The organism is Streptomyces sp. NBC_01750 (genome assembly GCF_035918095.1).
Lineage (GTDB): Bacteria > Actinomycetota > Actinomycetes > Streptomycetales > Streptomycetaceae > Streptomyces.
In genome coordinates this window covers 8,837,893-8,858,755 of the sequence record NZ_CP109137.1, presented here as the reverse complement: position 1 = coordinate 8,858,755, position 20,863 = coordinate 8,837,893, and the positions used below count along the sequence as shown (strand labels likewise).

Sequence of the window (20,863 nt, the reverse complement as noted above, 5' to 3'; positions counted from 1 at the left end):
CCCGGCCTGGCAGTCGCACAGTGAGCAGACTGAGACTCGGCGGCGAGCCACGTGCCAGGTCACGGTGGGAAGCTGCCCCTGAACCCGAGCTGGGGATGGTGTAAACGACAGCCTGAACCGGTCCCTCCGACGCGGTGTGCTCCAGCACCCAGCGTTCACTCACGCGTACACCTCCTTGTGTAGGGCTAGAACAGGCCGTCAGCCGCAGCGCTGCCGGTCACTCTGGTGGATGTGGTCGAGCCAGCCGGCTGGCCCAAGACATGCTCGCCGTCGCCTGCTCGTCGCACGCCTCCAACTGTTTTGCGAGTTGGTACCAGTCCCGCGAACAGGAATAGGCCAGCTCCGCGACAGCGCACCGCCAACGGCTGGGAAGCCAGTTGATGAGCCGCTGCCGCTGCCCGGTGTCGGCGATGTGCATGCCGAACAGGCGCAGCAAGAGCCGGCCCTCGGCAGACATACGAAGCTGCGGATCCCGCATGAGCGCTTGCCTGGCCGTCTCCCGGTTCAGCATCCCGACGGCAGCTCCGGCACCGCTGTCCATCGCGATGTGGCTTCCCTGCGCGGCATTCAGCTCGGCCCTGCGCTGACGGGGAGGGACCGGGTCCTCGTTGCGCTGCAGGCGCTGACGCACATCCCGCACGGTGCCCGGTGACACGCCGGCCGCGGTGGCGATCTCCCGCAGTGAGGCATCAGGGTTCTTCGCGATCAGAGCGCTCGCCAACCTGCGGCCCTCCGTACTGTTGACCGGGCGGGCCTTGCTGTCCCTCCCGATCCGGGAGTGCAACTGGGGAACTTCCCCGGTTGCCGACCGCCGACGAATGGCAGCGACGGTCTTCGCCGCCAACCCGGTCGCTGCGGCCACCGCACGATCAGACCATTCCGGATGTGTCTTGACGATGCGTAGTGCCGCCGCTGTGCGATCCGATAGCGTCAGCGGCAAACCATGCTGCATGTTGGACTTCACAGCAAGAACAAATGCGTCCCGTACGCTTCCATCAAAGAACTTGACCTCAATTACATCCCGGCCCCGCAAAGTCGCGGCGTGCAGCCGATGCATTCCGTCGATGACTCTCATCGACGGGCGGTGGACAATAATTGGAGGCAATACTTCTTCGGACTGGGCAAGCATGCGACCATGCTCCATATCCTCACCCGCCAAACGGGGAGAATCTGCCGTTACCAGTGAAGCGATAGAGACGCGCTCGACACTCGACTCTGCTAAATCACTCTTAGGCGAAGGCTCCAGGGGTATGCCTTCCATCATCACGCATCCTTCCTGCCGGGCCATCGACACGAACACGTACATGGAGTGGCCCACGAAGCACTTGACTCAGATCAGCAACAACCGAAGAACAACTGCTCAACCCACGCCACAAACCGGCGGTCAACCGTTAGATGAAAGTTGAGATTCAAATAATCTACCGGTTGATCCGCAGATGCTTCCATGCCCACGGCGCCTCGTCAACCAGTAGACGAGGCGCCGCAGTAGACTTCAACTGTCCGTCGCACAGGGGTAGATGGTGCATATTCAGCCACAGGAGGACGCATGACTGGCGCGCCAGAGGAGTCGACGCTTGCCGAGCGACTGGACGGCCTGTTCTCCAGGAGCCGCCCTGAGGGACGGCGGTGGACTAACAACGAGGTTGCTGACAAGATCAAGGAGAAGTTTCCTCACATACGCGTTAGTGGCGCCTACCTGTCAGCACTGCGGAACGGCTCTCGTGCACACCCCTCTCAAGAACTACTGGCAGCACTTGCAGAGTTCTTCGGCGTCTCGCCGGCCTATTTCGTGGACCCCGACCATGCAGAGCGAGTCAACGCTCAGCTCGCGGGGCTGGAGGTGCTGAGCCAGGCAGGCGTCCGCGGGGTCGCCCTACGAGCTGTGGGCTTGCAGCAGGACAGCCTTGAGGCCATTACAGCCATGCTTGATCAGGTGAGGAAGCTGCATGGACTCCCCCCTGTCGAGGAGTGACGATGCGTGCCTTTTCCGAGCCGCATCCGGCCCGCACCGCCGCAAGTGGTTCTCAGGCTCTTACGGTGCACAGCAGAAGAGTTCCTCGCCGACTTAACCCTGCCGGGCCTGCTGTGCCCGGCGGCAGGAACCACCACGGCTGGTGTTGCCGGAGTCGAAATCGTCCGAGTGTAGACACCAAGGCTGAGGTAGAAGACTTAACGTCTCCACACTCGTACGGTCGGTGGTCTTCTTCGCTGAGAGGTCGCGTCCAGTGCCGCCGGAAATGAGATACAGCCAGCGCCGCAGCCTTGCACACCTACGCCGCAGTTGTGAGGCCCGTCTGGCTGCGTTGATGCTCCCCATGTCGTGCGACATCGCCGGGTTGTGCGCTCGTCTAAGCGAGCGGCGCGGCCGACCTCTCCATCTGATTCCCATTGCCATGCGGGCCGCCCAGCCGTGCGGTCTTTGGATCGCCTCGGACGCGGCCGACCTCGTCATATTCGAAGCCAAGACTACGCGACCTCACCAGGACCACATCATCGTGCACGAGCTGGCTCACATAGTCTGCGAACATCGCAGCAGCTCATCCCTGGACGACGCGACCGCCCGATTGGTGTTTCCGGATCTGAATCCAGAGCTAGTCCGAAATATGCTGCAGCGTTCAAACTATTCTGATGCCCAGGAACAAGAAGCGGAGATGATGGCAAGTCTGATCCTCGCCACACAGAATGACGGCATCGCTGTGCCCCCAACTCCCGCGCTGGGGGCACTCAGCGAGGCACTGGGAATCACCCAAAGGGGACGTCGACTGTGACGATCAGCGAATTACTGAGTTTCGGGATTGGCTTGGAGACGGCTGGCGTCGCCTCTCTGTGGTTGGCAGTGGTGCTACGTGCTCCGACCGTCATGCGTTCAAGCGAGCAACGGCCCCTGTGGCTAGCGGTCCTGGGCGCCGCAGCTGCGTTGACTCTCCATCTGCAATGGGTCAACGACCTCGTGTACCAAGCCACCGGGCCCACCCATCTGACCGCGTTGGCACGAAACCTGTTCGGCGTTCTCACCTCTGCCGCCGTACTGGACTTCGTGTTCCTGGCGGTTCGCGGCCGTCACACATACCTGCTGTACGGTTTAGCCGGGCTCGTGATGACCGCGCTCGCCTGGCTAGATCTAGCCGCAGAACCGCACCTGTCACACACGGTTCCCTCCGTTGGTGATCCCACCCCTTCCACGACATACTGGGTGGTCCTTATCACGGTCAACCTCAGCACGAACTTGGTGTGCGCAACCGCCTGCTGGTGGTACAGCCGTGCGAGTTTAGACCTCGCCCTACGTGTCGGACTGCGGCTCTTCGGCCTCGGTGCTGTCTTCGCCGGGGCGTACTGGCTACTCAGCGCCACATATATCGGGATGCGATACTCGTGGTTCCCATCTATCACTCCACTTCTGCTGGGTTGTTATGCCTTCTCAAGAGCGAGCGCGATCTGCGTCCCTCTCGGGACTGCGGCGGCGCTGGCGCTCAGACGCATGCGGATCTTGTGGCAGCTCTGGCCGCTGTGGCGTGACCTGGTCGACGCGGTGCCCGACGTCCGCCTGGCGCAGACTCAACAACGCAGCCTTGGTTTCCTGCGGTGCTCTGACCCGCTGGACTTGCTCCTCTACCGGACAGTGATCGAGATCCGTGACGCCGTCCTCGATCTGCGTGCCTATGTCCCCCAGGCAGTACTGGATGACGTTCGGGCACAGCTTGAACACGAAGACTCACCCCCACCCGCCGAGGTCGATCCCCGCGTGACCGCCTGCTGGTTGCGCATAGCGCGACACGCAAAGGCAGGCGGAGCGCCCCTGCTGCGCGGTGATCTGACCGTCCCGGTCCTCGGAGGTGCAGACCTGCCTGGCGAGATCGAATTCCTACGCAAAGTCGCCAAGGCAGACACTTCACCTCAGATCCGCGAACTCGCCGCCCGCCTTAACCGCCTGATAGCGACGCACTGAGATCGGAGACATCGTTCGACATGGAAATTCAAGGCAACTGTAGCCACCAGTTCAGCGCAGTACGGGAGGCGTTCGCCGACTCCCTGCGCAGCGGAGCGGATGTCGGTGCCTCGGTGGCGATCTACCTAGACGGCGAACCCGTCGTCGACCTGTGGGGAGGCCACACCGACCAGGAATGTACCCAACCATGGCAGCGCGACACCATCACCAACGTGTGGTCCACTACGAAGACGATGACCGCGCTGTGTGCTCTCGTCCTCGCCGACCGCGACGAACTCGACCTGACCGCACCGGTCGCAAAATACTGGCCGGAGTTCGGTACCGCAGGAAAAGACCGCATCGAGATCCGGCACCTGCTCGGCCACACCGCTGGTCTCCCCGACTGGGACCAGCCAATGAACCTCGACGACCTGTGCGATTGGGAGAAGGCCACCACCCTACTGGCCCGCCAGTCGCCCCGCTGGGAACCTGGCGCGGCTTCTGGCTACCACAGGTTCACCCACGGCTTTCTGATCGGCGAGGTCATCCGCCGCATATGCCAGCAGTCAATCGGCAGGTTCTTCGCCGACCACATTGCTGCCCCACTCGACGCCGACTTCCACATCGGCCTCCCAGCCGAACACGACCTCCGTGTCTCCGATGTCATCCCCGCACCCGGCCCCGCACCCGCAGCCAACCCACGGGTGACCATTCCGGTCGGCGCCTACGTGACCGCTCAGGATACCTGGAGCGCCCAGTGGCGCCGCGCCGAGATCCCTGCCGCGGCGGGCTACGGAAACGCGCGATCTGTGGCCGCCATCCAATCGGTACTGGCATCCGGAGGCCAAACGCCCTCAGCGCGCCTTCTGTCCGAAGCTACCTGCCGCATGGTGTTCGACGAGCAGTCCCACGGCATCGATCTCGTACTCGGCATCCCTCTGCGCTTCGGCATGGGCTACGCCCTGAACGCCGACGACGCACCGGTCGGCACACCCAACCTCCACACCTGCTACTGGGGCGGAAGGGGCGGATCATTGGTCGTCAATGACCTCGACACGCGCATGACCATCGCCTACGTGATGAACCAGATGACCCATCTCGGCCTCACCGACCCGCGCAGCCACAAGCTCCTCCAAACCGCCTACGAGGCACTGACACGCTGAGCGAAAGCCCTGTCGGTCCATTCGCGCACCGCTGATAGAAAGCACGGCGCGGGGCCCGCTGTCACAGGGCCGCCGCCCGCGGGGCTCGAGGCGCCCGGCTCGGTTTTCTGGCTGGCGGTTCCGACCTTGGTGAGGTAGTCGGCGAGGGAGTTGAGGATCTCGTCTGAGGTCTTGGTCCAGCTGAAGGGCCGCGGGTTCTCGCTCCATGTGTCGATCCACGCGGTGATGTCGTGTTCCAGGGCCTTCACGGACCTGTGGACGCCGCGGCGGATGAGCTTGTCGGTCAGCAGGCCGAACCACCGCTCGACCTGGTTCATCCAGGAGGAGCCGGTCGGGGCGAAGTGGACGTGGAAGCGCGGGTGCTTGCTTAGCCTCGATCCACCGAGTGACCCGCCTCCTGTGGATAAGGAATCAAGAAGAGGTGCCTGCTGACCTGCGATGATGGGAGTTCTGACGCTTCCAGCACGCACAATCAGCAAGGCACCTCGTAGATGAAAGTTTCCCATACTCCGGCGGCGGTCTCCGCTGCGTTCGACGACCCGAATCTGATCGCGCATGCCGGGCTGGTCCCGGTGATGCAGCTGGCCGAGCGGTGCGGGCTGGCCCGTCTGGTGGCGGAGAAGGTGAAGCTGACCGGAGCGAAGAACGGCGCGGGTGCCGGGCCGGATGCCAAGGTCACCAGCATCGTGGCCGGGATGGCCGCCGGTGCGGACAGCATCGACGACCTTCACGTCCTGCGCCACGGCGCGATGCCCGTGTTGTTCGCAGGCGTCCGTGCGCCCTCCACGCTGGGCAGCTTCCTGCGCGCGTTCACCCACGGTCACGCACTCCAGCTCCACGCGGTGCACCGCAGGTTCCTGGCCGCTTTGGCCTCGCACACGCCGCTGCTGCCCGGCGCAGGCGAGAAGGCGTTCATCGATGTCGACTCCACCCACAAACGGGTCTACGGCCGGACCAAGCAGGGCGCCGAGTACGGCCGGTTCAAGGGCGTCCGCACCCTGCACCCGCTGCTGGCCACGATCTGCACCCCCGCCTCGCGGCCGGTGATCGCCACCGTGCGGATGCGCCGCGGGAAGGCAGCCGACTCACGCGGCGCCCCGAAACTGGTCAGTGAGGCGCTGGCCACCGCCGTCGAGGTCGGCTGCACCGGCCTGCGGATCCTGCGGGCAGATTCACAGTTCTACAACGCCGGTGTAATCGCCGCCTGCCGCCGGACCGGGGCCCGCTTCTCCATCACCTGCGGCATGAACCCCTCCATCAAGCGGGCCGTCCTCGGCATTCCGGACGAGGCATGGCAGCAGATCACCTATCCCACCGCGGTGCCCGACCCCGACACCGGCGAGCTCATCTCCGGCGCCGAAGTCGCCGAGATACCCGCCTACACCGCCTTCACCGGCCGCAAGAAGAGCGAGCGGGTCACGGCCCGGCTGATCGTGCGCCGGGTCCGGGACCTGGCCGAACCCGCCGTCGTGGGTGAACAGGGCGAGCTGTTCCCCCTCTGGCGCTACCACCCGTTCTTCACCGACAACCCCGCCCCGACCCTCCAGTCAGAACGGGAACACCGTCACCACGCCGTCGTCGAGCAGGTCATCGCCGACAGCAAAGCCGCAGCTCTGGCCCACCTGCCGTCCGGACACTTCCACGCCAACTCCGCCTGGCTGACCCTGTGGGCGATGACCTACAACCTGCTGCGGGCCACCGGTGCTCTGACCTCCGCCTTCCACGCCAAGGCCACCACCGCCACCCTCCGCGCCCACCTGATCCACGTTCCCGCCCGGACCGCCCGCTCCGCACGGCGCGTCACCCTGCACCTACCGAACAACTGGCCCTGGCAGCACGCCTGGACACACCTCTTCGACACCGTCCACGGCCCAGCCGGCTGACACGAACGTCCCTGCCCACCCCGCCCGCAAGGGCCCAACCGGAACCGAACACGTGGAAACGCTGGGCAGACCAGCAGCTACAAGGTGCCCAATCCAACGGCCGTCCCCCGACCTCAGCCAGAAGATCACCCTCAGCCCACATCGGTGGATCGAGGCTAAGTGGTCGGCTCCGGAAGTCCTTCGGGGGTTGACACCGGAGCCGGTCGTGGGCGCCGCCGCTCAGGTGTCGAGGTGATGAGGATCGGTGATTTGGGTCCGGTTCGTTTCGAGTGAAGCTCGCGATCAAGTGGTGAGGGCGTAGTTCCGCTGGGCGGGGGTGGTGTAGAGGCGGTCGTGCTCGCGGGCGGCGTGAGAGCACCAAGTCCTGCCGCTGACCTGCGGAATCCTGTTGTTCCGTCAGTTCCTGTGCGGAGCCAGTCGATCATGATTGAATGCTGCGCGTCGCGGTGCTCGGGGTGCTGATGCAGCGCGCGCCCGCTCTCTCTTCGCGATGTGACGCGGGTCATATCGGACCCATGTCACGAACGGAAGGGCAGCTTGCGTCTGGTGGTCGTCCGCACAGCGGGAACGACCGACACGAAAGAGAGAGCAGAGCGATGAACACGACAGCAGCGCAGCAGCACGAGGTCCTGGTCCTGGGAGCCGGCTACGCCGGGCTCTCCGCCGCGATCCAGCTCGCGGCCCGCACCAGGAAGCGTGGCAACCTGCGAGTGACGCTGGTCAACCCCTACGTCAACTTCACCGAGCGGCTCCGACTGCACATGACCGCCACCGGCCAGGAGACGGCCGAGATGAACATCCCGGAGCTGCTGGACGGCACCGGCGCCGCCTTCGTCCGCGGCTGGGTCACAGCGGTGGACGCCGAGGCGAAGACCGTCCGGATCGACGACGACCGGGTCCTGCGCTACGACACCCTGGTCTACGGCCTGGGCAGCGCGGCGGACACCGTCGCCGTCCCTGGCGTGGACGACCACGCCTACACCCTCAACAGCCCGGAGGACGCCGCCCTCCTCGCCGACCGGCTGTCCCGGCTCGACGGCGGGACCGTCGTGGTCGGCGGCGGCGGCCTCACCGGCGTCGAGGCCGCCGCGGAGATCGCCGAGCGGCACCCGGAGCTCCAGGTGGTGCTGCTGGGCCGGCAGGAGCCGGGCGCGAGCATGCACCCGAAGGCCAAAGCCTATCTGGACGCGGCGCTCGCCCGGCTCGGCGTGCGGGTGCGCAGCGGCGTCGAGGTGACCAAGGTACTGCCGGACAGCGTCGAGCTCGCGGACGGCTCCGGCGTCCCGGCGGCCGCGGTGCTGTGGACCAGCGGCACCCACGTCTCGCCGCTGGCTGCCACCGCGGGCCTGACCGTCGACGAGCGCGGCCGTGTGGTCACGGACAGTGCGCTGCGCTCGGTCTCCCACCCGGATGTCTACGCCGTGGGTGACGCGGCGGCGATCCGTCAGGGCTACGGCGTGATGCACGGGACCTGCCAGGGCGGCATGCCCACCGGCGTGCACGCGTCCCTCTCGATCCTGCGGGTGCTGACCGGCAAGGAGCCCAAGCCCTTCCGCTTCGGCTACTACCACACACCCGTCAGCCTGGGCCGGAACGACGCCGTCGTGCAGTTCACCCACCCCGACGACAGCCCGCGCCGGCTCATGCTGACCGGCAAGCGGGCCGCGAAGTACAAGGAGACGGTCACCGCCGCGCCGTGGCCGACCTTCGCCCGCATGAAGAAGATGCCCGCCTCGGGCGCGTTCTGGCCGCACGGCGGCCGCTACACCCGGATCCGGAGCGCCAAGTGACCCAGCCACAGCAGGCCAGCCCCGACCAGCTCGCCTTCCAGCAGTACCGCACCCTGCTCTTCTCCGTCGCCTACCGCCTCCTCGGCACCGCCGCCGACGCCGAGGACGTGGTCCAGGACGCCTGGCTCAAGTGGTCGGCGGCCGACCGTTCCCAGGTCGCCGACCCCAAGGCCTATCTGACCCGGATCGTCTCCAACCTGGCGATGGAACGGCTTCGTTCGACCCGCCACCAGCGCGAGACCTACGTCGGACCGTGGCTCCCCGAGCCGATCCTCACCAGCCCGGACACCGCCGACGGCGTCGCCACGGCGGACTCGATCTCCATGGCCCTGCTGGTCGTCCTGGAGACGCTGAGCCCCCTGGAGCGCGCGGTCTTCGTACTGAAGGAAGTCTTCGCCTTCAGCTACGCGGAGATCGCGGAGGCGGTGGAACGCTCGGAGACAGCGGTCCGGCAGGCCGCGCACCGCGCCCGCGAGCACGTCCAGGCCCGCCGGCCCCGTTTCACCGCGGACCGCGCCCGCCAACGCGACGTCACCGAGCGCTTCTTCGCGGCGGCGACGGGCGGCGACATCAACACCCTCATGGAGCTGCTCTCCCCGGACGTGACGCTGTGGACCGATGGCGGCGGCAAGGTCCGCCAGGCCCTCAAGCCGGTCGTCGGCCTGGAGACCGTGGCCCGTTGGTTCGCCGAGCTCGGCACCGTGACCTACCAGGGCATCGAGCCCGGGCAGATGCGGGCAGAACTCACCTGGATCAATGCCGGCCCGGGCGTGGTCTTCCGCGGCCCGGGCCGCGTGGTCGCCACGCTGACCTTCGACTTCGACCCGGAAGGCCGCATCTCAACCATCCACAACATGGCCAACCCGGACAAGCTCCACGCCGTCGCCGACGGCACTCGGCACGAACTCTCCTGAGCTGCCCGATCGTTGTCGACACCCTCCGGAATCCCCGTGAGCGCCCGGGTGTGACTGTCCCAGCACGCCCAGGTGGAGCTGGCTGGCGCAGTCGAGGGTGTCCTCGGGTGGGCCGGTGAAGCCACCGGTGGGCAGGATGGAGTCTGCGTATGGTTCGTCGCTAGCGCAGTAGGGGGCGAAGCCCCAGGGGAGCGCCGGTAACGTCACACCCTCCGCGCCGCCGGGGCCGATGCCGAACAGGCAGACCGGCGATTGCGCCCGAACCGGTCAGGGGGCCGGTCCCGCCGCAGCGGCCGAGAAGGGCAGAGACCTCAGGCCCCGGTGGGAACGGTCGCGCGGCTCACCGTTCCCGTTCTGTCAACTCCTTGAAGTGCTCGAGGTCATTCCGTACGAGCTGTTCGATCGCGGTTGCCTGGGCGAAACCCTTCGGCCCGCCGAACGCCTCCCTGACGGTGCCCGGGTCGTACTCGATCCGGGCCTGGACTCGGGTGTGCTCCCGGTCGATAGGCAGCAGTGAGAACGTTCCGGCCAGGTCGGGACCGCTCGTGGTCTGCCACTCCATCATGTTTTCCTTGCCCCGGTCGGTGATCTCGGCTTCGAACTCCTGAGCCCGGCCGCCCGCGTCGACGTCCAGGTGCGCCCGGTGCCCGCCCTCCGAACGACACTCGCGTACTCCTACCAGGAACCGCGGATACGTCTCCACGCGGTGGAGGCAGTCCCAGGCCACATCCATCGGAACACCGATGTCGATCTGTTCTTCGAGAGTGCTCATCGGCCACCTCACAGCTCGGTTCACGGCTTACGGGGCGCTGTCTCCAGTGTGCCCCCGGAGGATCGATGGCGGCGGGCGTGAGTGCCCGCGGGCCAGCGGGCCGGTGTCCTCCGGCATCGGGCGAGCGCGGGAGCAGGAGGGCCGGGCGGAGGACGGTGGGGGCGGGGCTACCGCAGGGGGACGGCGAGTTAGCGGCTGCAGTAGAAGCCTTCCCACTCCTCGACGACGTAGGGGGCCATGACCTCATGCCGCCGCGCCTCCGCCTCGGAGGGCGAGAAATGCCCCTGCGGCCGCTTTGCGGATGCGGGGTGGATCTGTCGGCGGAACCGCGAAGGATCGCTTGGCCTCCGTCAACGTGGCCGCCGCCGCCGGGAGTGGTGTACCGGCGCCACTCAGGGGCATAGAATTGAAGAGTTCTTCAATTTGCTAGTTGCCAAGTCGGACAAGAGTGCCGAGGTGGGAAGGGTGGCCGTGGGCGGGTTCGTCGAGGCGGTGCTGGAGCGTGTCCGGGAAGCGCGGGCCGCCTTGGAGGCCGCGCTGGAGGCCGAGGACGCTTACGGCGCGGCGGTGGCGCAGGAAGACCTGGATGATGCGCTTCGGCTCGCGAGCGACCACGGGATCGACGTGGGGGCGGAGGAGGGTGAGCGAGGTGCCGGTTCCGCTGTATGAGGCGAAGGCGGAGTTCTTCCGGATGCTGGGGCATCCGGTGCGGATACGGGTGCTGGAACTGCTGCAGGGCGGGCCGATGCCGGTCCGTGATCTTCTTGCGGCGATCGAGATCGAGCCGTCGAACCTGTCGCAGCAGCTGGCGGTGCTGCGTCGTTCGGGCATCGTGACGGCGAGCCGCGAGAGTTCGACGGTGGTGTACGAGCTGGCGGGCGGGGATGTGGCGGAGCTGCTGGCTGCCGCGCGGCGCATCCTGTCTGTCCTGCTGGCTGGGCAGCAGGAGCTGCTGGCCGAGCTGCGCGAGGCGGAGAGGGAAGCGGCTCCGTGATGGGGATGGACAGGTTCAGGCCGTGGCGCAAGCACTTGCCCGCGGCGGCAGTCGAGCACACCTTGCCTGCGGTTCAGAGGCACACGGTGTCTGTCCGGGTGGCGCCGGAGGCGGTGCGGGAGGCTCGGCAGGCGGTGGCCGAGCACCTGCCGAAGGTCGGCATCGCCGCGGACTCCGCCTTCGCTGACGTGGTGCTGCTGGTGGCCAGCGAGCTGGTCGCCAACGTGATCCGGCATGCGGCGCACACTTCCGTGGCTGGTGTCGGGATAGCCGTCGGTGCCGGACAGCTGGTGATTGCGGTCAGCGACGGGGACCCTCGCCTCCCTTGCCTCGCCGCGGACGCAAGGGGTGAGGGTCTGCGGATGGTGAGTGAGCTCGCCGCCCTGTACGACGGCGATGTCAGCGCGGAACCGGCCGTGGATCACGACGGCAAGGTCGTACTCGTCCGGTTCCGGATTCCTTATCCAGCGATCCCAGGAGATGCAAGGCCGGGAGTGATGACGTGACCGGGAAGCAAGCCAAGCAGCCGATGGACCTGGAGAGGTGGAAGGAACGCGGCGTCATGCTGCGCGTCTTCGTGTACGTCTTCGCAACGCACCTGTTCGCCGGCTTCGTCTGGCTTCTGTTCTATGTCGGCGAGCACGCGCCGAAGTAGCGGCGGCGTCATAGGTCGTTGCCGGCGTAGGAGAGGTTGAAGCTCTTATTGGTCAGCGGGAAGTCCGGGACGATCGTGTTGGCGAGGGCGACGGGCAGGGCGGGCCAGTTGAAGAACGACGGGTCGACCGGTTTGACCCGGGCCAGGGTGCCGTTGGGGGCGAGCTCGATGCGGGTGGTGATGGTGCCGCGCCAGCCCTCGACGATGCCGACCCCTGTGCCGGGGCCCGCACCGGCTGTGGGCGTCGGCGCGAGGACGGCACCTGGGGCGAGGCCGTCGGTGAGGTGCTCGATCAGGGCAAGGGAGACGTCGATCTCCTCGGCGCGGACGAGGAAGCGGGCGAGGACGTCGCCGGTGTCGCGGCTGGGGACGGCAATTTCGGAGTCGTACGCGGTGAAGGGGTGGCCGATACGGGCGTCGGTGCCGGACAGGCCGCTGGCGCGGGCCACGTAGCCGAGGCAGCCGATGTCCCGCGCTGCCTTGGCGGTGAGGACGGCGGTGCCGGTGAAGCGGTCGCGCACGGTTGACTGGTCGAGCGCGAGACCCGCGATCTCGCGGATGTCCGCGCCGATCGCCTTCAGACGGTGCGGGTCGGGCAGCGCGTGCAGGGCTGCGCCGCCGGGTACGACGCCGCCGCGCAGCAGCCGGTGACCGGTGATCTCGGCGTTCAGGCGCAGGAGTTGTTCCCGCACCCGCTGGGCGTGGGCGTTGAGGATGGAGTGGCCGACGTCGTTGCAGAGCATGCCCAGGTCGGCGACATGGTTGTGCAGGCGCTCCAGCTCCAGGAGGAGGGCGCGGGCGCGCTGGGCCTCTGGTGGGACTGTCGTGCTGGTGGCTTCTTCGACGGCGAGGCAGTAGGCGAGGGCGTGGCCGACGGCGGTGTCGCCGCTGATCCGTTCGGCGAGGGGCAGCCCGGCCGCGATGCTGCGGCGCTGGAAGAGTTTTTCGATGCCTTTGTGGACGAACCAGAGGCGGGCTTTGAGTTTGAGGATGGTCTCGCCAACGACGGAGAAGCGGAAGTGGCCCGGCTCGATCAGTCCGGCGTGCACGGGTCCGACCGGGATTTCGTAGACGCCGTCGCCTTCGACCTCGAGGAAGGGGTAGGGGCCTTCCTGTTCTGCGAAGGGCGGCGGCGGCCCGGCGTCGGGGAGCATCGGGTTCCAGCCGCGCGGCCAGTGGAAGTGGCGCACCAGACGGCGCGGCATGGGGTGATCGCGGGGGACGATCCCGAACAGGTCCCGCATCTCGCGCTCGAACCGGCCTGCGGGGAAGGACATGTGAGCCAGCGTCGGCACCTCCGGCCGGTCGGCGTCGAGGTGTACGTGCAGTTCGGTACGGGCATCGGGCGGTCCCGCGACGAAGAGGTACACCACGCGGATCCGGTCCTCGTCGTGGTGGGCGGCGACCAGGGCCAGTCGACGGCCAGCGCGCAGCAGTTCGTCGGCCCGCTTGGGCAGTTCGGCGGCATGGATCTCGTGCACGGTGCGCATGGCTTCAGCGGGCTCCGATCGCCTGGGCGGCATCCTGCAGCAGGTCGGTGAGCGGACCGGTCGAGATACCCAGGGCCGCGCAGGCCACCAGGCCCAGGACGAGTGGCCATCGGGTCGTGGCGGGCGGCTCGTCTGTCCGGGCCGTGGGTGCGGGGCCGAGAAGCATCCGGGCGGTGCGGGCGGCGAGCGCGGCGAAGGCGATCAGGACCAGCAGCAGGGCCGCAGAGATGGCCCAGCCCATGCGGGCGGCGAATCCGGCGCGGACGATGCCCAGTTCGGAGGCGAACAGGCTGAAGGGCGGGAACCCGAGCAGCGCGACGACCGCGAGCCCGAAGATGCCCGCAAGGCCGGGTGCCCGGGCGATCAGACCGCGTACGCGTCCGATGCGGGTGGTCCGGGTGAGATGCAGGATGTGGCCGGAGGCGCAGAAGGCGACCGCTTTGGCGAGCCCGTGCCCGGCGATGTGCAGGAGCAGGGCGGCACGGGCGAGAGGGGTACCGATCGCGGAACCGAGGGCGATCAGGCTCATGTGCTCCATGCTCGAGTACGCCAGCATCCGTTTGTAGTCGCGCTGGGCCAACAGCAGGGCCGCGGCGAGGGCGAGCGTGAGCAGCGCGATGCCGGTCAGCAGCGCGCGGGTGTAGCCGGTCCCGAGGGCGGCGTCGGCGATGCTCTGGTAGCGCAGGATCGCGGTGAAGGCGACGGACAGCAGGACGCCGGACATCAGAGCGGAGACGGGGGCGGGTGCCTGGCTGTGGGCGTCGGGCAGCCAGGCGTGCAGGGGCACGAGGCCGGCTTTGGCGCCGAAGCCGAGGAGCACGAGGCCGATGCCGAGCCGGGTGACGGCCGGATCGAGCCGGTCGGCCTGTTCCATGAGGGTGGGCCAGTTAAGCGCGTACGCCTCCGCGATGCCCGCCTGCCGGGCGGCGTAGTAGATGAGGACGGTGCCCAGGAAGGCCAGGGCGATCCCGGCCGAGCAGATCACGACGTATTTCCACGCGGCTTCGACGGATGTGCGGGTGCGGCGGTGGCCGACGAGGAAGGCGGTGACGATGGTGGTGGCCTCGATGGCCACCCACAGCACTCCGAGGTTCGCGGTGAGCACGGCCAGGCACATGGCCGCGAGAAACGCCTGCACGAGGACGTGGAAGATCGCGGTGTTACGGGCATCGGCCCGTCCGGCGGTGCGCTCGCCCGCCAGATAGGAGGGGGCACTCGCGCAGGCGATCAGTGCGACGGCTCCGACGACCAGCAGCATCCACACCGTCAGGGCATCGGCGCGCAGCAGTCCGCCGTAGGCGGTCACGGCTTCGTCGTCACCGAGGGCGGCTGCCAGTACCGCACCGCAGGTGATGATCGCCGATGGGGAGATGAGCCCGTACCAGTCGGCCCGGTGAGGTGCATTGGACCCTGGCGGAGGTGGTGCTGCGGCCCCGTCCGCCGGTCCGGTGGCGGCGCCGACCAGGGCAGGCTGACGGGACACCTCCCTGCTCGGCTCGCGGACTTGCGCCGCAGACGCACGCAGGCCAGTCAGCGCATGGACGCCGGCTACGGCGAGGGGCACCGCGAGGGGCGCGGTCAGCAACACGGCGGTCGCAGCGGGCTCTTGGAGAAGATGCGGCATCAGTCGTGCAGCTCCCGCAGGTCGTCGATGTCAGTGGTGCCGAACGCGGCCCGCATACGAGTGGTGAGCAGCTGCAGTACCAGTACGGCGAGCAGGACATCGAAGGAGACGCCGAGTTCGACGATCAGCGGCACTCCGGAGGTGGCGAGAAAGGCGGTCGCGGTGATGCCGTTGTCCAGCAGCAGGAAGCCCACCACCTGGGCCAGCGCCCGCCGCCTGGTGACCAGCACGAAGAACCCGATCAGGACGACCGCAAGGCCCACCGGCAGGGCACGTGTCGCCGGGGTGGGGTCGAGCTCGGCCAGCGGCCGGGCCACGGCATAGGCGAGCAGGGTCAGTGCCGCCGCAGTCAGCAGGGACGCCGCCACATTCACCAGCGGCTGGGTCTCCCGGGTCTCGGCCCCGTCCGTGTCATACGTTCTGTGGTCGCCGGTCGGGGCGGTGAGCGCCCTGCGCATCAGATACGGAAGCACTCCGGCCCGCAGGAGACCGATTCCGGCCGCCACCGCGATCAGGTCCCAGCGTTCCTCATGCAGCCCCAGGAGGACGGCGACGGCGGCCAGGGCAATGCCCTGGAGGGCGAAGATCCGTACGATCGCGTCGAGTTCACGCCGCCACAGGATCATCACCGCCGCCAGTAGGAACGCCCCGCAGGCCAGGTCCAGCAACTGCGTGTACAGACTCTCGCTCACCGCGCGCTCACTCTCCGCTCAGGAAGTAGGAGGAGGTCACCGCGAGCAGCGCCAACAGGAAGGACCCGGCGAGCAGCTCCGGCACGCGAAACAGCCGCAACTTCGCCCAGAACACCTCTGCCGCGGCCAGCACCATCCCCAGCAGCGCAACCTTGACCACGAACAGGACCAGCGCGACGGCGAGCGCCGACGCTGATGCGGTGGTCGCGATGCCCCAGGGCGCGAACAGCGAGGCGAGCAGCCCCAGCAGCACCGTGAGCCGCATGTGCGCACCCAGTTCGACCAGCGCCAGATCGGGCCCCGCGTACTCCAGCACCATCGCCTCGTGCACCATCGTCAGCTCCAGATGCGTGGACGGGTTGTCCACCGGGAGCCGCCCGGTCTCCGCGAGGACGGCGACGGCGAGCGCGGCGGTCGCCAGCAGCCCCGCCGGCGAGGCCAGCCGTGCCGGTTCGTGGACGGCGCCGGAGACGATGGCGGGCAGGTTGGTGGAGCCTGCCGGTATCGACAGGGCGAACACCGACATCAGGAGGGTCGGCTCCACCAGGGCCGCGATGGTCATCTCCCGCGAGGCCCCCATGCCGCCGAACGCGGTCCCGGTATCCAGCCCGGCCAGCGCCAGGGCGACGGTGCCCAGCGCAAGGAGCGCCACCACCAGGATCAGGTCCGCGCGCCCGGCGACCGGGGTGTCCGTGGAAAGCAGCGGAACCAGCGCGGCGACCACCACAGTGGTCGCCACCAGCAGCGCCGGAGCGATACGGAACGCGGGCCCCGTCCCGGTCGCGCTGATCGGTTCTTTACGCAGCAGCTTGCGCGTATCGCGCCACGGCTGGAGCACACCGGCCCCGGCCCGCCCTTCCATGCGCGCCCGCACCTGCCGCATCAGCCCGGTGAGCAGGGGAGCGCCCCCGACGACCACAGCGATCTGCCCCGCCACCGCCACATACCCGGCGGCGCTCACCAGCCCACCGCCAGCACCAGGAGCAGAGCGACCAGGCCGAAGAAGCCGTAGCCGAGATAAAGATGGACGCTGCCGCCCGCCAGCCGGCGCGCGGCCCGCCCGTACCTCGCGAGAAACGCCAGCACCGGTTCGTACAGCCGGTGCTCGATCCGGTCGGGCACCCGGTTGCGGAACCGGACACGCTCCACCAGGTACGCGGATTCCCCTGCATGCGTGACATTCACGTCCTGCTCCGGGGCAAGTACGTCGTCGAAGACGCGCTGCAAAGGTTCGGCGAACGAGGTCGCCGTATAGGCCATCCTCGGCGTGGACGCGCCGCCGCCGCAGTCCCACAGCTTGGCGTCTCTGCGTCGACGGCGATTGCCATACAGCCGGGGCAGACACACCGCCAGGGCCAGCGCCGCCGTCAAGGCGGCCACCACCCACAGCGGCGACAGCGACGCCGACACGTCGGCAAGCCGTACCTTCAGCCCACCGCCCGACACGGCCGGACCCCCAGGAAGGCCCGCGGCGAGCACGGCCTGATCCAAGCCACTGCCCAGCAGCCCCGGGACCAGCGCCAGCCCCACGCACCCGGCCGCCAGCAGCCCCATTCCGGCGAGCATCATGGGCGGCGCCTCCCGCGCACCGGTGGCCTCTTGGCTGCGCGGCCGGGCGAAGAACCCGACCCCGAGCGCCTTGACGAACACCGCCGCGGCGATCCCGGCCGACAGCGCAATCAGCGCCACCGCCAGCGGCAGCATCACGGCGACGGCCACCCCCGGCATCTGAAGTCCGTGGATCAGCGACTGCAGCAGCAGCCACTCACTGATGAACCCGTTGCCGGGCGGCAACGCCACCGCCCCCAGCGCGCCCAGCGCGAAGAGTCCGGCCGTGACCGGCATCCGCGCCCTCAGACCACCGAGCCGGTCGAGATCCCGAACCCCGGTGGCGCGCAGGACGGAACCGGCCGTGCAGAACAACAGGGCCTTGAACGCCGAGTGGTTGACCACGTGCAGCAGCGCGGCCGCCAGCGCGAGCGCGGCCAGCGAACGATCACCCGAGGCGGCAAACAGGCCCGCCGCTCCGGCCCCGATCAGGACCAGCCCCATATTCTCGCAAGTCGAGTACGCCAGCAGCCTCTTCAGGTCCGAGGCCATCGCGGCCTGCAGAATCCCGTACACGGCGGACAGCCCGCCCAGCACCATCAGCCCCAGCCACCACCACGACGGTCCGCCGCCCAGCAGGTCGAACCCGGTCCGGATAAGCCCGTAGACGCCGAGGTTGACCATGGCAGCGCTCATCAACGCCGAGACGGGACTGGGCGCTTCGGGGTGGGCACGCGGCAGCCACGCGTGCAGCGGCACCGCCCCCGCCTTGGAAGCGAACGCCGCCGCAGTCAGCACAAACACCAGACCGCGCACCGTCGCAGACATCCCGTCCGCGCCTGCCCGCAGTACCGCAAAGTCTTGACCTCCGGCGTGCGCGGCGAACAACGCGAACCCGGCCAGCAGCAGAACGAGTCCGAGGTGGGTCATCACCGCGTACCAGACGCCCGCCGTCCGCACCGACGGCCGCTCGCGATGCTCAGCCAGGACCAGCAGCAGCGAGGCCAGCGCCATCAGCTCCCACAGCACCAGGAACGTGGACACCGATCCCGCCGCAGGCACCAGCACCAGCGACAGGGCGAACAGCGGCAGCACCGTCTGCGCCGCCCGTGAACCCAGCCCGTGCGGGCCGTGCCCGGACGCATACCCGATGCCGTACACCGCCACCGCCGCCACCACGGCCCCCGCCACAGCCATGAACAGCCCCGACAGCGCATCCACTTCAAGATGCACCCCGGCCAGCGGCAGCAGCCCCGGGAGCTCGGCCGACCATCGCCTTCCGCCCAGTACAGCCACACCCGCCGCACCACCGGCCACCCCCACCCCCGCCGTGCACATACCGGCGGCGATGATGCGCCACCGGACCGGCAGCCCGGCCCCCGCCACCGCTCCGGCCCCGCCCATGGCGACGGCAGCACCAAGGGCGGCCGCAACCAGGCTCACCGGCCGGTCACCCGCCGCAGCGCCGCCACGATGTCGTCCGGCGTCGGCGGGCACCCCGGCACCTCGAGATCGACCGGTACGACATCCGCGACCGCGCCCTCGACTCCGTACCCTCCCGCGAACTCACCGCAGTTGACCGCACAGTCCCCGACCGCGACCACCAGCCGCGGCTCGGGCATGGCCGCCACCGTGCGCCGCAGCGGCTCGGCCATGTTCCGCGTGACCGGCCCGGTCACCAGGGCCACATCCGCATGCCGGGGCGAGGCCACCAGCCGGGCTCCGTACCGCTCCACGTCGTAGACCGGGCCGAAGGCCGCCGCGATCTCGATCTCGCATCCGTTGCACGACCCGGCATCCACACAGCGCACCTGCACCGATCCGCCCAACCCGCGCGCCCTCGGCAGCGGTTCCACCGCCGAGGGCGGAGCAGGTTCAGCCACCCGCCCGGTGTCGCGGATCTTGCGCAGCAAGCCCATGAACGCCCCTCCCGGATGCTGGTGAGGACTCTTCCGCAGGTGGCTAACGGACGTCTCCACAGCCGGAGTTACGCCCTTTTTTCTTGCGCTTTGACTATTTTGTTGAGATTTTGTCGGCTGCGCGTCGGCGGGTTGAAGGCGGCGCCCCTCGCCGCGCAGAGCGCTGTCCATGCACGCCGAAGGGCGGCCGCCGGTCTGGGGACGGCTCAGGTCCGCGGTTCTCCCTCGGACGCCGCCGCCTGCAGGTCGGCGAGCAGTTCGGCCTGACCCGCCAGCACACCGGACAGGATCGCCCGCGCGACCCTCAGCAGCTCAGCCACCTGCGGACTGGTCAGCGAGTAGAAAACGGCCGAACCCTCCCGGCGGGTTATGACCAGATTGGCCCGGCGCAGGACAGCCAGCTGCTGCGAGAGGTGGGCAGGCTCGACCCCCACTACCAGCAGCATCTCGGAGACCGCATGCTCACGCTCGCTCAGCAGCTCCAGCACCCGGATCCGCACCGGATGGCCCAGCGTCTTGAAGAACTCCGCCTTCAGTTGGTACAGCGGCGCGCTCACTGAACCGGCCCCGCGCCCGCGCGTGCCGCCGTAAGGCCGGACGATCGTTGCCATGCCTGCACCGTGCATCCCATCCACCCAAAACTCTTCACCATGGAGCCATCCTCGCGCCATCCCACCAACGTGATGACCTCGGGAATTGCTAAGATTAGCAATTCTGAAGGTCGAGAGTGGGAGGTTCGGGATGAGAATTCCACGCCTGCGTGGTGGCAGTGCTCTGCTCAAGTGCTTCGCGTGCCGTCTCAAGTGCCTGCCCGCGGCCGTCGAACCTGACGGCTCATGCCCCCGCTGCGGGCATGAGCGCCTGCTGAGCATGGACCTCGAGCGCGGCTGGATCGGGCACACCGCCCCCCTGGCCGGCAGCCCGAAGCTGTCCGACGGCGAGCACTGAGAATGGCGCCGCCCATGAGCATCAGCTGGAGTTTCGGGGAACAGCGCGGCGTGGCGGTCATGAGTGTTGCCGGGTTCCTCGGCAGCAGTGCGGTCGACCGCTTTTCGGAGGGGTTCGGCTGGGTGGCGGCCCGCAGCACAGGTGCTGTCGTCCTGGACCTGACCGAGCTGCTGGGCTGGAGCACAGAGGGAAAGACGGCGGTCCTGCAGACAGCCGCCGTACTGGGGGCAAATGAACGTGCCCTCGCCGTGTGCGGCCTGGACCGCCTCGAGGCAACGCACTCATGGGCCGACCAGGCCGACTCGATAAGCGTCTACCCGGACCTGAACAGCGCCCTCGACGCCCACACAGCGGCCTCCGGCTGACCACAGCCCACCCTCCACAGGATCCCGCGGATCACGTTCCGCCGGCACACCGCCGACATGTGGCGAGCGGCGCCGGTTCCTCAAGGCCCGCGAGATCGTCTACGCCTGCCACGCCCCCGGCCGCGGTGAGGACGGTGCCGTCCGACGCGAGGGTGGTCCGGCCTCGTGTCCCCACCTGTGG

At 68.4% G+C, this 20,863-nt stretch carries 23 protein-coding genes; 13 read left to right on the top strand and 10 right to left on the bottom strand.

What is annotated here, in order from left to right; all coding sequences use genetic code 11:
• Window positions 1-217: 217 nt before the first annotated feature.
• The gene (locus tag OG966_RS39990) at window positions 218-1,306 is read right to left on the bottom strand and encodes a ParB/RepB/Spo0J family partition protein (RefSeq protein WP_326647204.1); all 1,089 of its coding nucleotides are present in this window, start codon (window positions 1,304-1,306) and stop codon (window positions 218-220) included.
• A gap of 240 nt (window positions 1,307-1,546) precedes the next feature.
• On the opposite strand from OG966_RS39990, the gene OG966_RS39985 reads away from it, so the two are divergent.
• The 4 genes from OG966_RS39985 (at window position 1,547) to OG966_RS39970 (ending at window position 5,088) form a co-directional block, all read left to right on the top strand.
• A complete protein-coding gene (locus OG966_RS39985; protein WP_326647205.1) occupies window positions 1,547-1,972 on the top strand; it encodes a helix-turn-helix domain-containing protein in 426 nt (141 codons plus the stop codon).
• Window positions 1,973-2,237: 265 nt separating this feature from the next.
• Window positions 2,238-2,768, top strand: coding sequence for a toxin (locus OG966_RS39980; RefSeq protein WP_326647206.1), 531 nt, complete (start codon window positions 2,238-2,240; stop codon window positions 2,766-2,768).
• The gene (locus tag OG966_RS39975) at window positions 2,765-3,946 is read left to right on the top strand and encodes an MAB_1171c family putative transporter (protein WP_326647207.1); all 1,182 of its coding nucleotides are present in this window, start codon (window positions 2,765-2,767) and stop codon (window positions 3,944-3,946) included. The genes OG966_RS39980 and OG966_RS39975 overlap by 4 nt, the downstream gene beginning before the upstream one ends.
• A gap of 20 nt (window positions 3,947-3,966) precedes the next feature.
• Window positions 3,967-5,088 (top strand): serine hydrolase domain-containing protein, encoded by a 1,122-nt coding sequence (locus OG966_RS39970; RefSeq protein WP_326647208.1) that lies wholly within the window; start codon window positions 3,967-3,969, stop codon window positions 5,086-5,088.
• On the opposite strand, the gene OG966_RS41090 is transcribed toward OG966_RS39970, so the two are convergent.
• Complete coding sequence (locus OG966_RS41090) at window positions 5,067-5,405, bottom strand: hypothetical protein (RefSeq protein WP_442806796.1); 339 nt, start codon at window positions 5,403-5,405, stop codon at window positions 5,067-5,069. The genes OG966_RS39970 and OG966_RS41090 overlap by 22 nt on opposite strands.
• A 174-nt stretch (window positions 5,406-5,579) precedes the next feature.
• Here OG966_RS41090 and OG966_RS39960 point away from each other — a divergent pair, with 174 nt between their 5' ends.
• The 3 genes from OG966_RS39960 to OG966_RS39950 all read left to right on the top strand — a co-directional run bounded on the left by OG966_RS39960 (window position 5,580) and on the right by OG966_RS39950 (window position 9,675).
• A complete protein-coding gene (locus tag OG966_RS39960; protein ID WP_326652221.1) occupies window positions 5,580-6,971 on the top strand; it encodes an IS1380 family transposase in 1,392 nt (463 codons plus the stop codon).
• A gap of 596 nt (window positions 6,972-7,567) precedes the next feature.
• Complete coding sequence (locus OG966_RS39955; RefSeq protein ID WP_326655023.1) at window positions 7,568-8,761, top strand: NAD(P)/FAD-dependent oxidoreductase; 1,194 nt, start codon at window positions 7,568-7,570, stop codon at window positions 8,759-8,761.
• Window positions 8,758-9,675 (top strand): RNA polymerase sigma-70 factor, encoded by a 918-nt coding sequence (locus OG966_RS39950; protein ID WP_326655021.1) that lies wholly within the window; start codon window positions 8,758-8,760, stop codon window positions 9,673-9,675. The genes OG966_RS39955 and OG966_RS39950 overlap by 4 nt, the downstream gene beginning before the upstream one ends.
• Before the next feature lie 340 nt (window positions 9,676-10,015).
• Here OG966_RS39950 and OG966_RS39945 read toward each other — a convergent pair whose 3' ends face one another.
• Window positions 10,016-10,447, bottom strand: a complete 432-nt coding sequence (locus OG966_RS39945; protein ID WP_326655020.1) for an SRPBCC family protein — start codon at window positions 10,445-10,447, stop codon at window positions 10,016-10,018.
• Window positions 10,448-10,903: 456 nt separating this feature from the next.
• On the opposite strand from OG966_RS39945, the gene OG966_RS39940 reads away from it, so the two are divergent.
• The 4 genes from OG966_RS39940 (at window position 10,904) to OG966_RS39925 (ending at window position 12,096) form a co-directional block, all read left to right on the top strand.
• Window positions 10,904-11,116 carry a hypothetical protein gene (locus OG966_RS39940; protein ID WP_326655018.1) on the top strand — a complete coding sequence of 71 codons (213 nt, stop codon included), beginning with the start codon at window positions 10,904-10,906 and terminating at the stop codon, window positions 11,114-11,116.
• Window positions 11,097-11,441 (top strand): ArsR/SmtB family transcription factor, encoded by a 345-nt coding sequence (locus OG966_RS39935; RefSeq protein ID WP_326655017.1) that lies wholly within the window; start codon window positions 11,097-11,099, stop codon window positions 11,439-11,441. Before OG966_RS39940 ends, OG966_RS39935 begins: the two co-directional genes overlap by 20 nt.
• Window positions 11,442-11,527: 86 nt before the next feature.
• Window positions 11,528-11,947 carry an ATP-binding protein gene (locus OG966_RS39930; protein WP_326655016.1) on the top strand — a complete coding sequence of 140 codons (420 nt, stop codon included), beginning with the start codon at window positions 11,528-11,530 and terminating at the stop codon, window positions 11,945-11,947.
• Between the two features lie 23 nt (window positions 11,948-11,970).
• Window positions 11,971-12,096, top strand: coding sequence for a DUF6126 family protein (locus tag OG966_RS39925; RefSeq protein ID WP_326655553.1), 126 nt, complete (start codon window positions 11,971-11,973; stop codon window positions 12,094-12,096).
• A gap of 8 nt (window positions 12,097-12,104) precedes the next feature.
• On the opposite strand, the gene OG966_RS39920 is transcribed toward OG966_RS39925, so the two are convergent.
• The 7 genes from OG966_RS39920 to OG966_RS39890 form a co-directional block, all read right to left on the bottom strand.
• Window positions 12,105-13,586, bottom strand: coding sequence for a hydrogenase large subunit (locus tag OG966_RS39920; protein WP_326655015.1), 1,482 nt, complete (start codon window positions 13,584-13,586; stop codon window positions 12,105-12,107).
• A gap of 4 nt (window positions 13,587-13,590) precedes the next feature.
• On the bottom strand, window positions 13,591-15,210 hold the full coding sequence (locus OG966_RS39915; protein ID WP_326655014.1) for a proton-conducting transporter transmembrane domain-containing protein: 1,620 nt from the start codon (window positions 15,208-15,210) through the stop codon (window positions 13,591-13,593).
• Entirely contained in the window at window positions 15,210-15,902 is a 693-nt protein-coding gene (locus OG966_RS39910) for a hypothetical protein (RefSeq protein WP_326655013.1), read from the bottom strand. The genes OG966_RS39915 and OG966_RS39910 overlap by 1 nt, the downstream gene beginning before the upstream one ends.
• A gap of 7 nt (window positions 15,903-15,909) precedes the next feature.
• Window positions 15,910-16,863: a respiratory chain complex I subunit 1 family protein gene (locus OG966_RS39905; RefSeq protein WP_326655012.1), complete on the bottom strand. Its 954-nt coding sequence runs from the start codon at window positions 16,861-16,863 to the stop codon at window positions 15,910-15,912.
• Window positions 16,860-18,893 carry a proton-conducting transporter transmembrane domain-containing protein gene (locus tag OG966_RS39900; RefSeq protein ID WP_326655010.1) on the bottom strand — a complete coding sequence of 678 codons (2,034 nt, stop codon included), beginning with the start codon at window positions 18,891-18,893 and terminating at the stop codon, window positions 16,860-16,862. Before OG966_RS39900 ends, OG966_RS39905 begins: the two co-directional genes overlap by 4 nt.
• Complete coding sequence (locus OG966_RS39895; protein ID WP_326655009.1) at window positions 18,890-19,369, bottom strand: NADH-quinone oxidoreductase subunit B family protein; 480 nt, start codon at window positions 19,367-19,369, stop codon at window positions 18,890-18,892. Before OG966_RS39895 ends, OG966_RS39900 begins: the two co-directional genes overlap by 4 nt.
• A 206-nt stretch (window positions 19,370-19,575) precedes the next feature.
• A complete protein-coding gene (locus OG966_RS39890) occupies window positions 19,576-19,926 on the bottom strand; it encodes an ArsR/SmtB family transcription factor (RefSeq protein ID WP_326655551.1) in 351 nt (116 codons plus the stop codon).
• 184 nt (window positions 19,927-20,110) lie between these two features.
• Here OG966_RS39890 and OG966_RS39885 point away from each other — a divergent pair, with 184 nt between their 5' ends.
• Window positions 20,111-20,317, top strand: a complete 207-nt coding sequence (locus OG966_RS39885) for a hypothetical protein (protein ID WP_326655008.1) — start codon at window positions 20,111-20,113, stop codon at window positions 20,315-20,317.
• Between the two features lie 14 nt (window positions 20,318-20,331).
• Window positions 20,332-20,682 (top strand): anti-sigma factor antagonist, encoded by a 351-nt coding sequence (locus OG966_RS39880; protein WP_326655007.1) that lies wholly within the window; start codon window positions 20,332-20,334, stop codon window positions 20,680-20,682.
• Window positions 20,683-20,863: the final 181 nt, after the last annotated feature.

Excerpts from the sequence above, each read along its gene's own strand:
- OG966_RS39990 (WP_326647204.1), bottom strand. The coding sequence starts at position 1,306 with ATGTACGTGTTCGTGTCGATGGCCCGGCAGGAAGGATGCGTGATGATG.
- OG966_RS39985 (WP_326647205.1), top strand. The coding sequence starts at position 1,547 with ATGACTGGCGCGCCAGAGGAGTCGACGCTTGCCGAGCGACTGGACGGC.
- OG966_RS39980 (WP_326647206.1), top strand. The coding sequence starts at position 2,238 with ATGAGATACAGCCAGCGCCGCAGCCTTGCACACCTACGCCGCAGTTGT.
- OG966_RS39970 (WP_326647208.1), top strand. The coding sequence starts at position 3,967 with ATGGAAATTCAAGGCAACTGTAGCCACCAGTTCAGCGCAGTACGGGAG.
- OG966_RS41090 (WP_442806796.1), bottom strand. The coding sequence starts at position 5,405 with ATGAACCAGGTCGAGCGGTGGTTCGGCCTGCTGACCGACAAGCTCATC.
- OG966_RS39960 (WP_326652221.1), top strand. The coding sequence starts at position 5,580 with ATGAAAGTTTCCCATACTCCGGCGGCGGTCTCCGCTGCGTTCGACGAC.
- OG966_RS39955 (WP_326655023.1), top strand. The coding sequence starts at position 7,568 with ATGAACACGACAGCAGCGCAGCAGCACGAGGTCCTGGTCCTGGGAGCC.
- OG966_RS39945 (WP_326655020.1), bottom strand. The coding sequence starts at position 10,447 with ATGAGCACTCTCGAAGAACAGATCGACATCGGTGTTCCGATGGATGTG.
- OG966_RS39925 (WP_326655553.1), top strand. The coding sequence starts at position 11,971 with ATGGACCTGGAGAGGTGGAAGGAACGCGGCGTCATGCTGCGCGTCTTC.
- OG966_RS39920 (WP_326655015.1), bottom strand. The coding sequence starts at position 13,586 with ATGCGCACCGTGCACGAGATCCATGCCGCCGAACTGCCCAAGCGGGCC.
- OG966_RS39915 (WP_326655014.1), bottom strand. The coding sequence starts at position 15,210 with ATGCCGCATCTTCTCCAAGAGCCCGCTGCGACCGCCGTGTTGCTGACC.
- OG966_RS39895 (WP_326655009.1), bottom strand. The coding sequence starts at position 19,369 with ATGGGCTTGCTGCGCAAGATCCGCGACACCGGGCGGGTGGCTGAACCT.
- OG966_RS39885 (WP_326655008.1), top strand. The coding sequence starts at position 20,111 with ATGAGAATTCCACGCCTGCGTGGTGGCAGTGCTCTGCTCAAGTGCTTC.
- OG966_RS39880 (WP_326655007.1), top strand. The coding sequence starts at position 20,332 with ATGAGCATCAGCTGGAGTTTCGGGGAACAGCGCGGCGTGGCGGTCATG.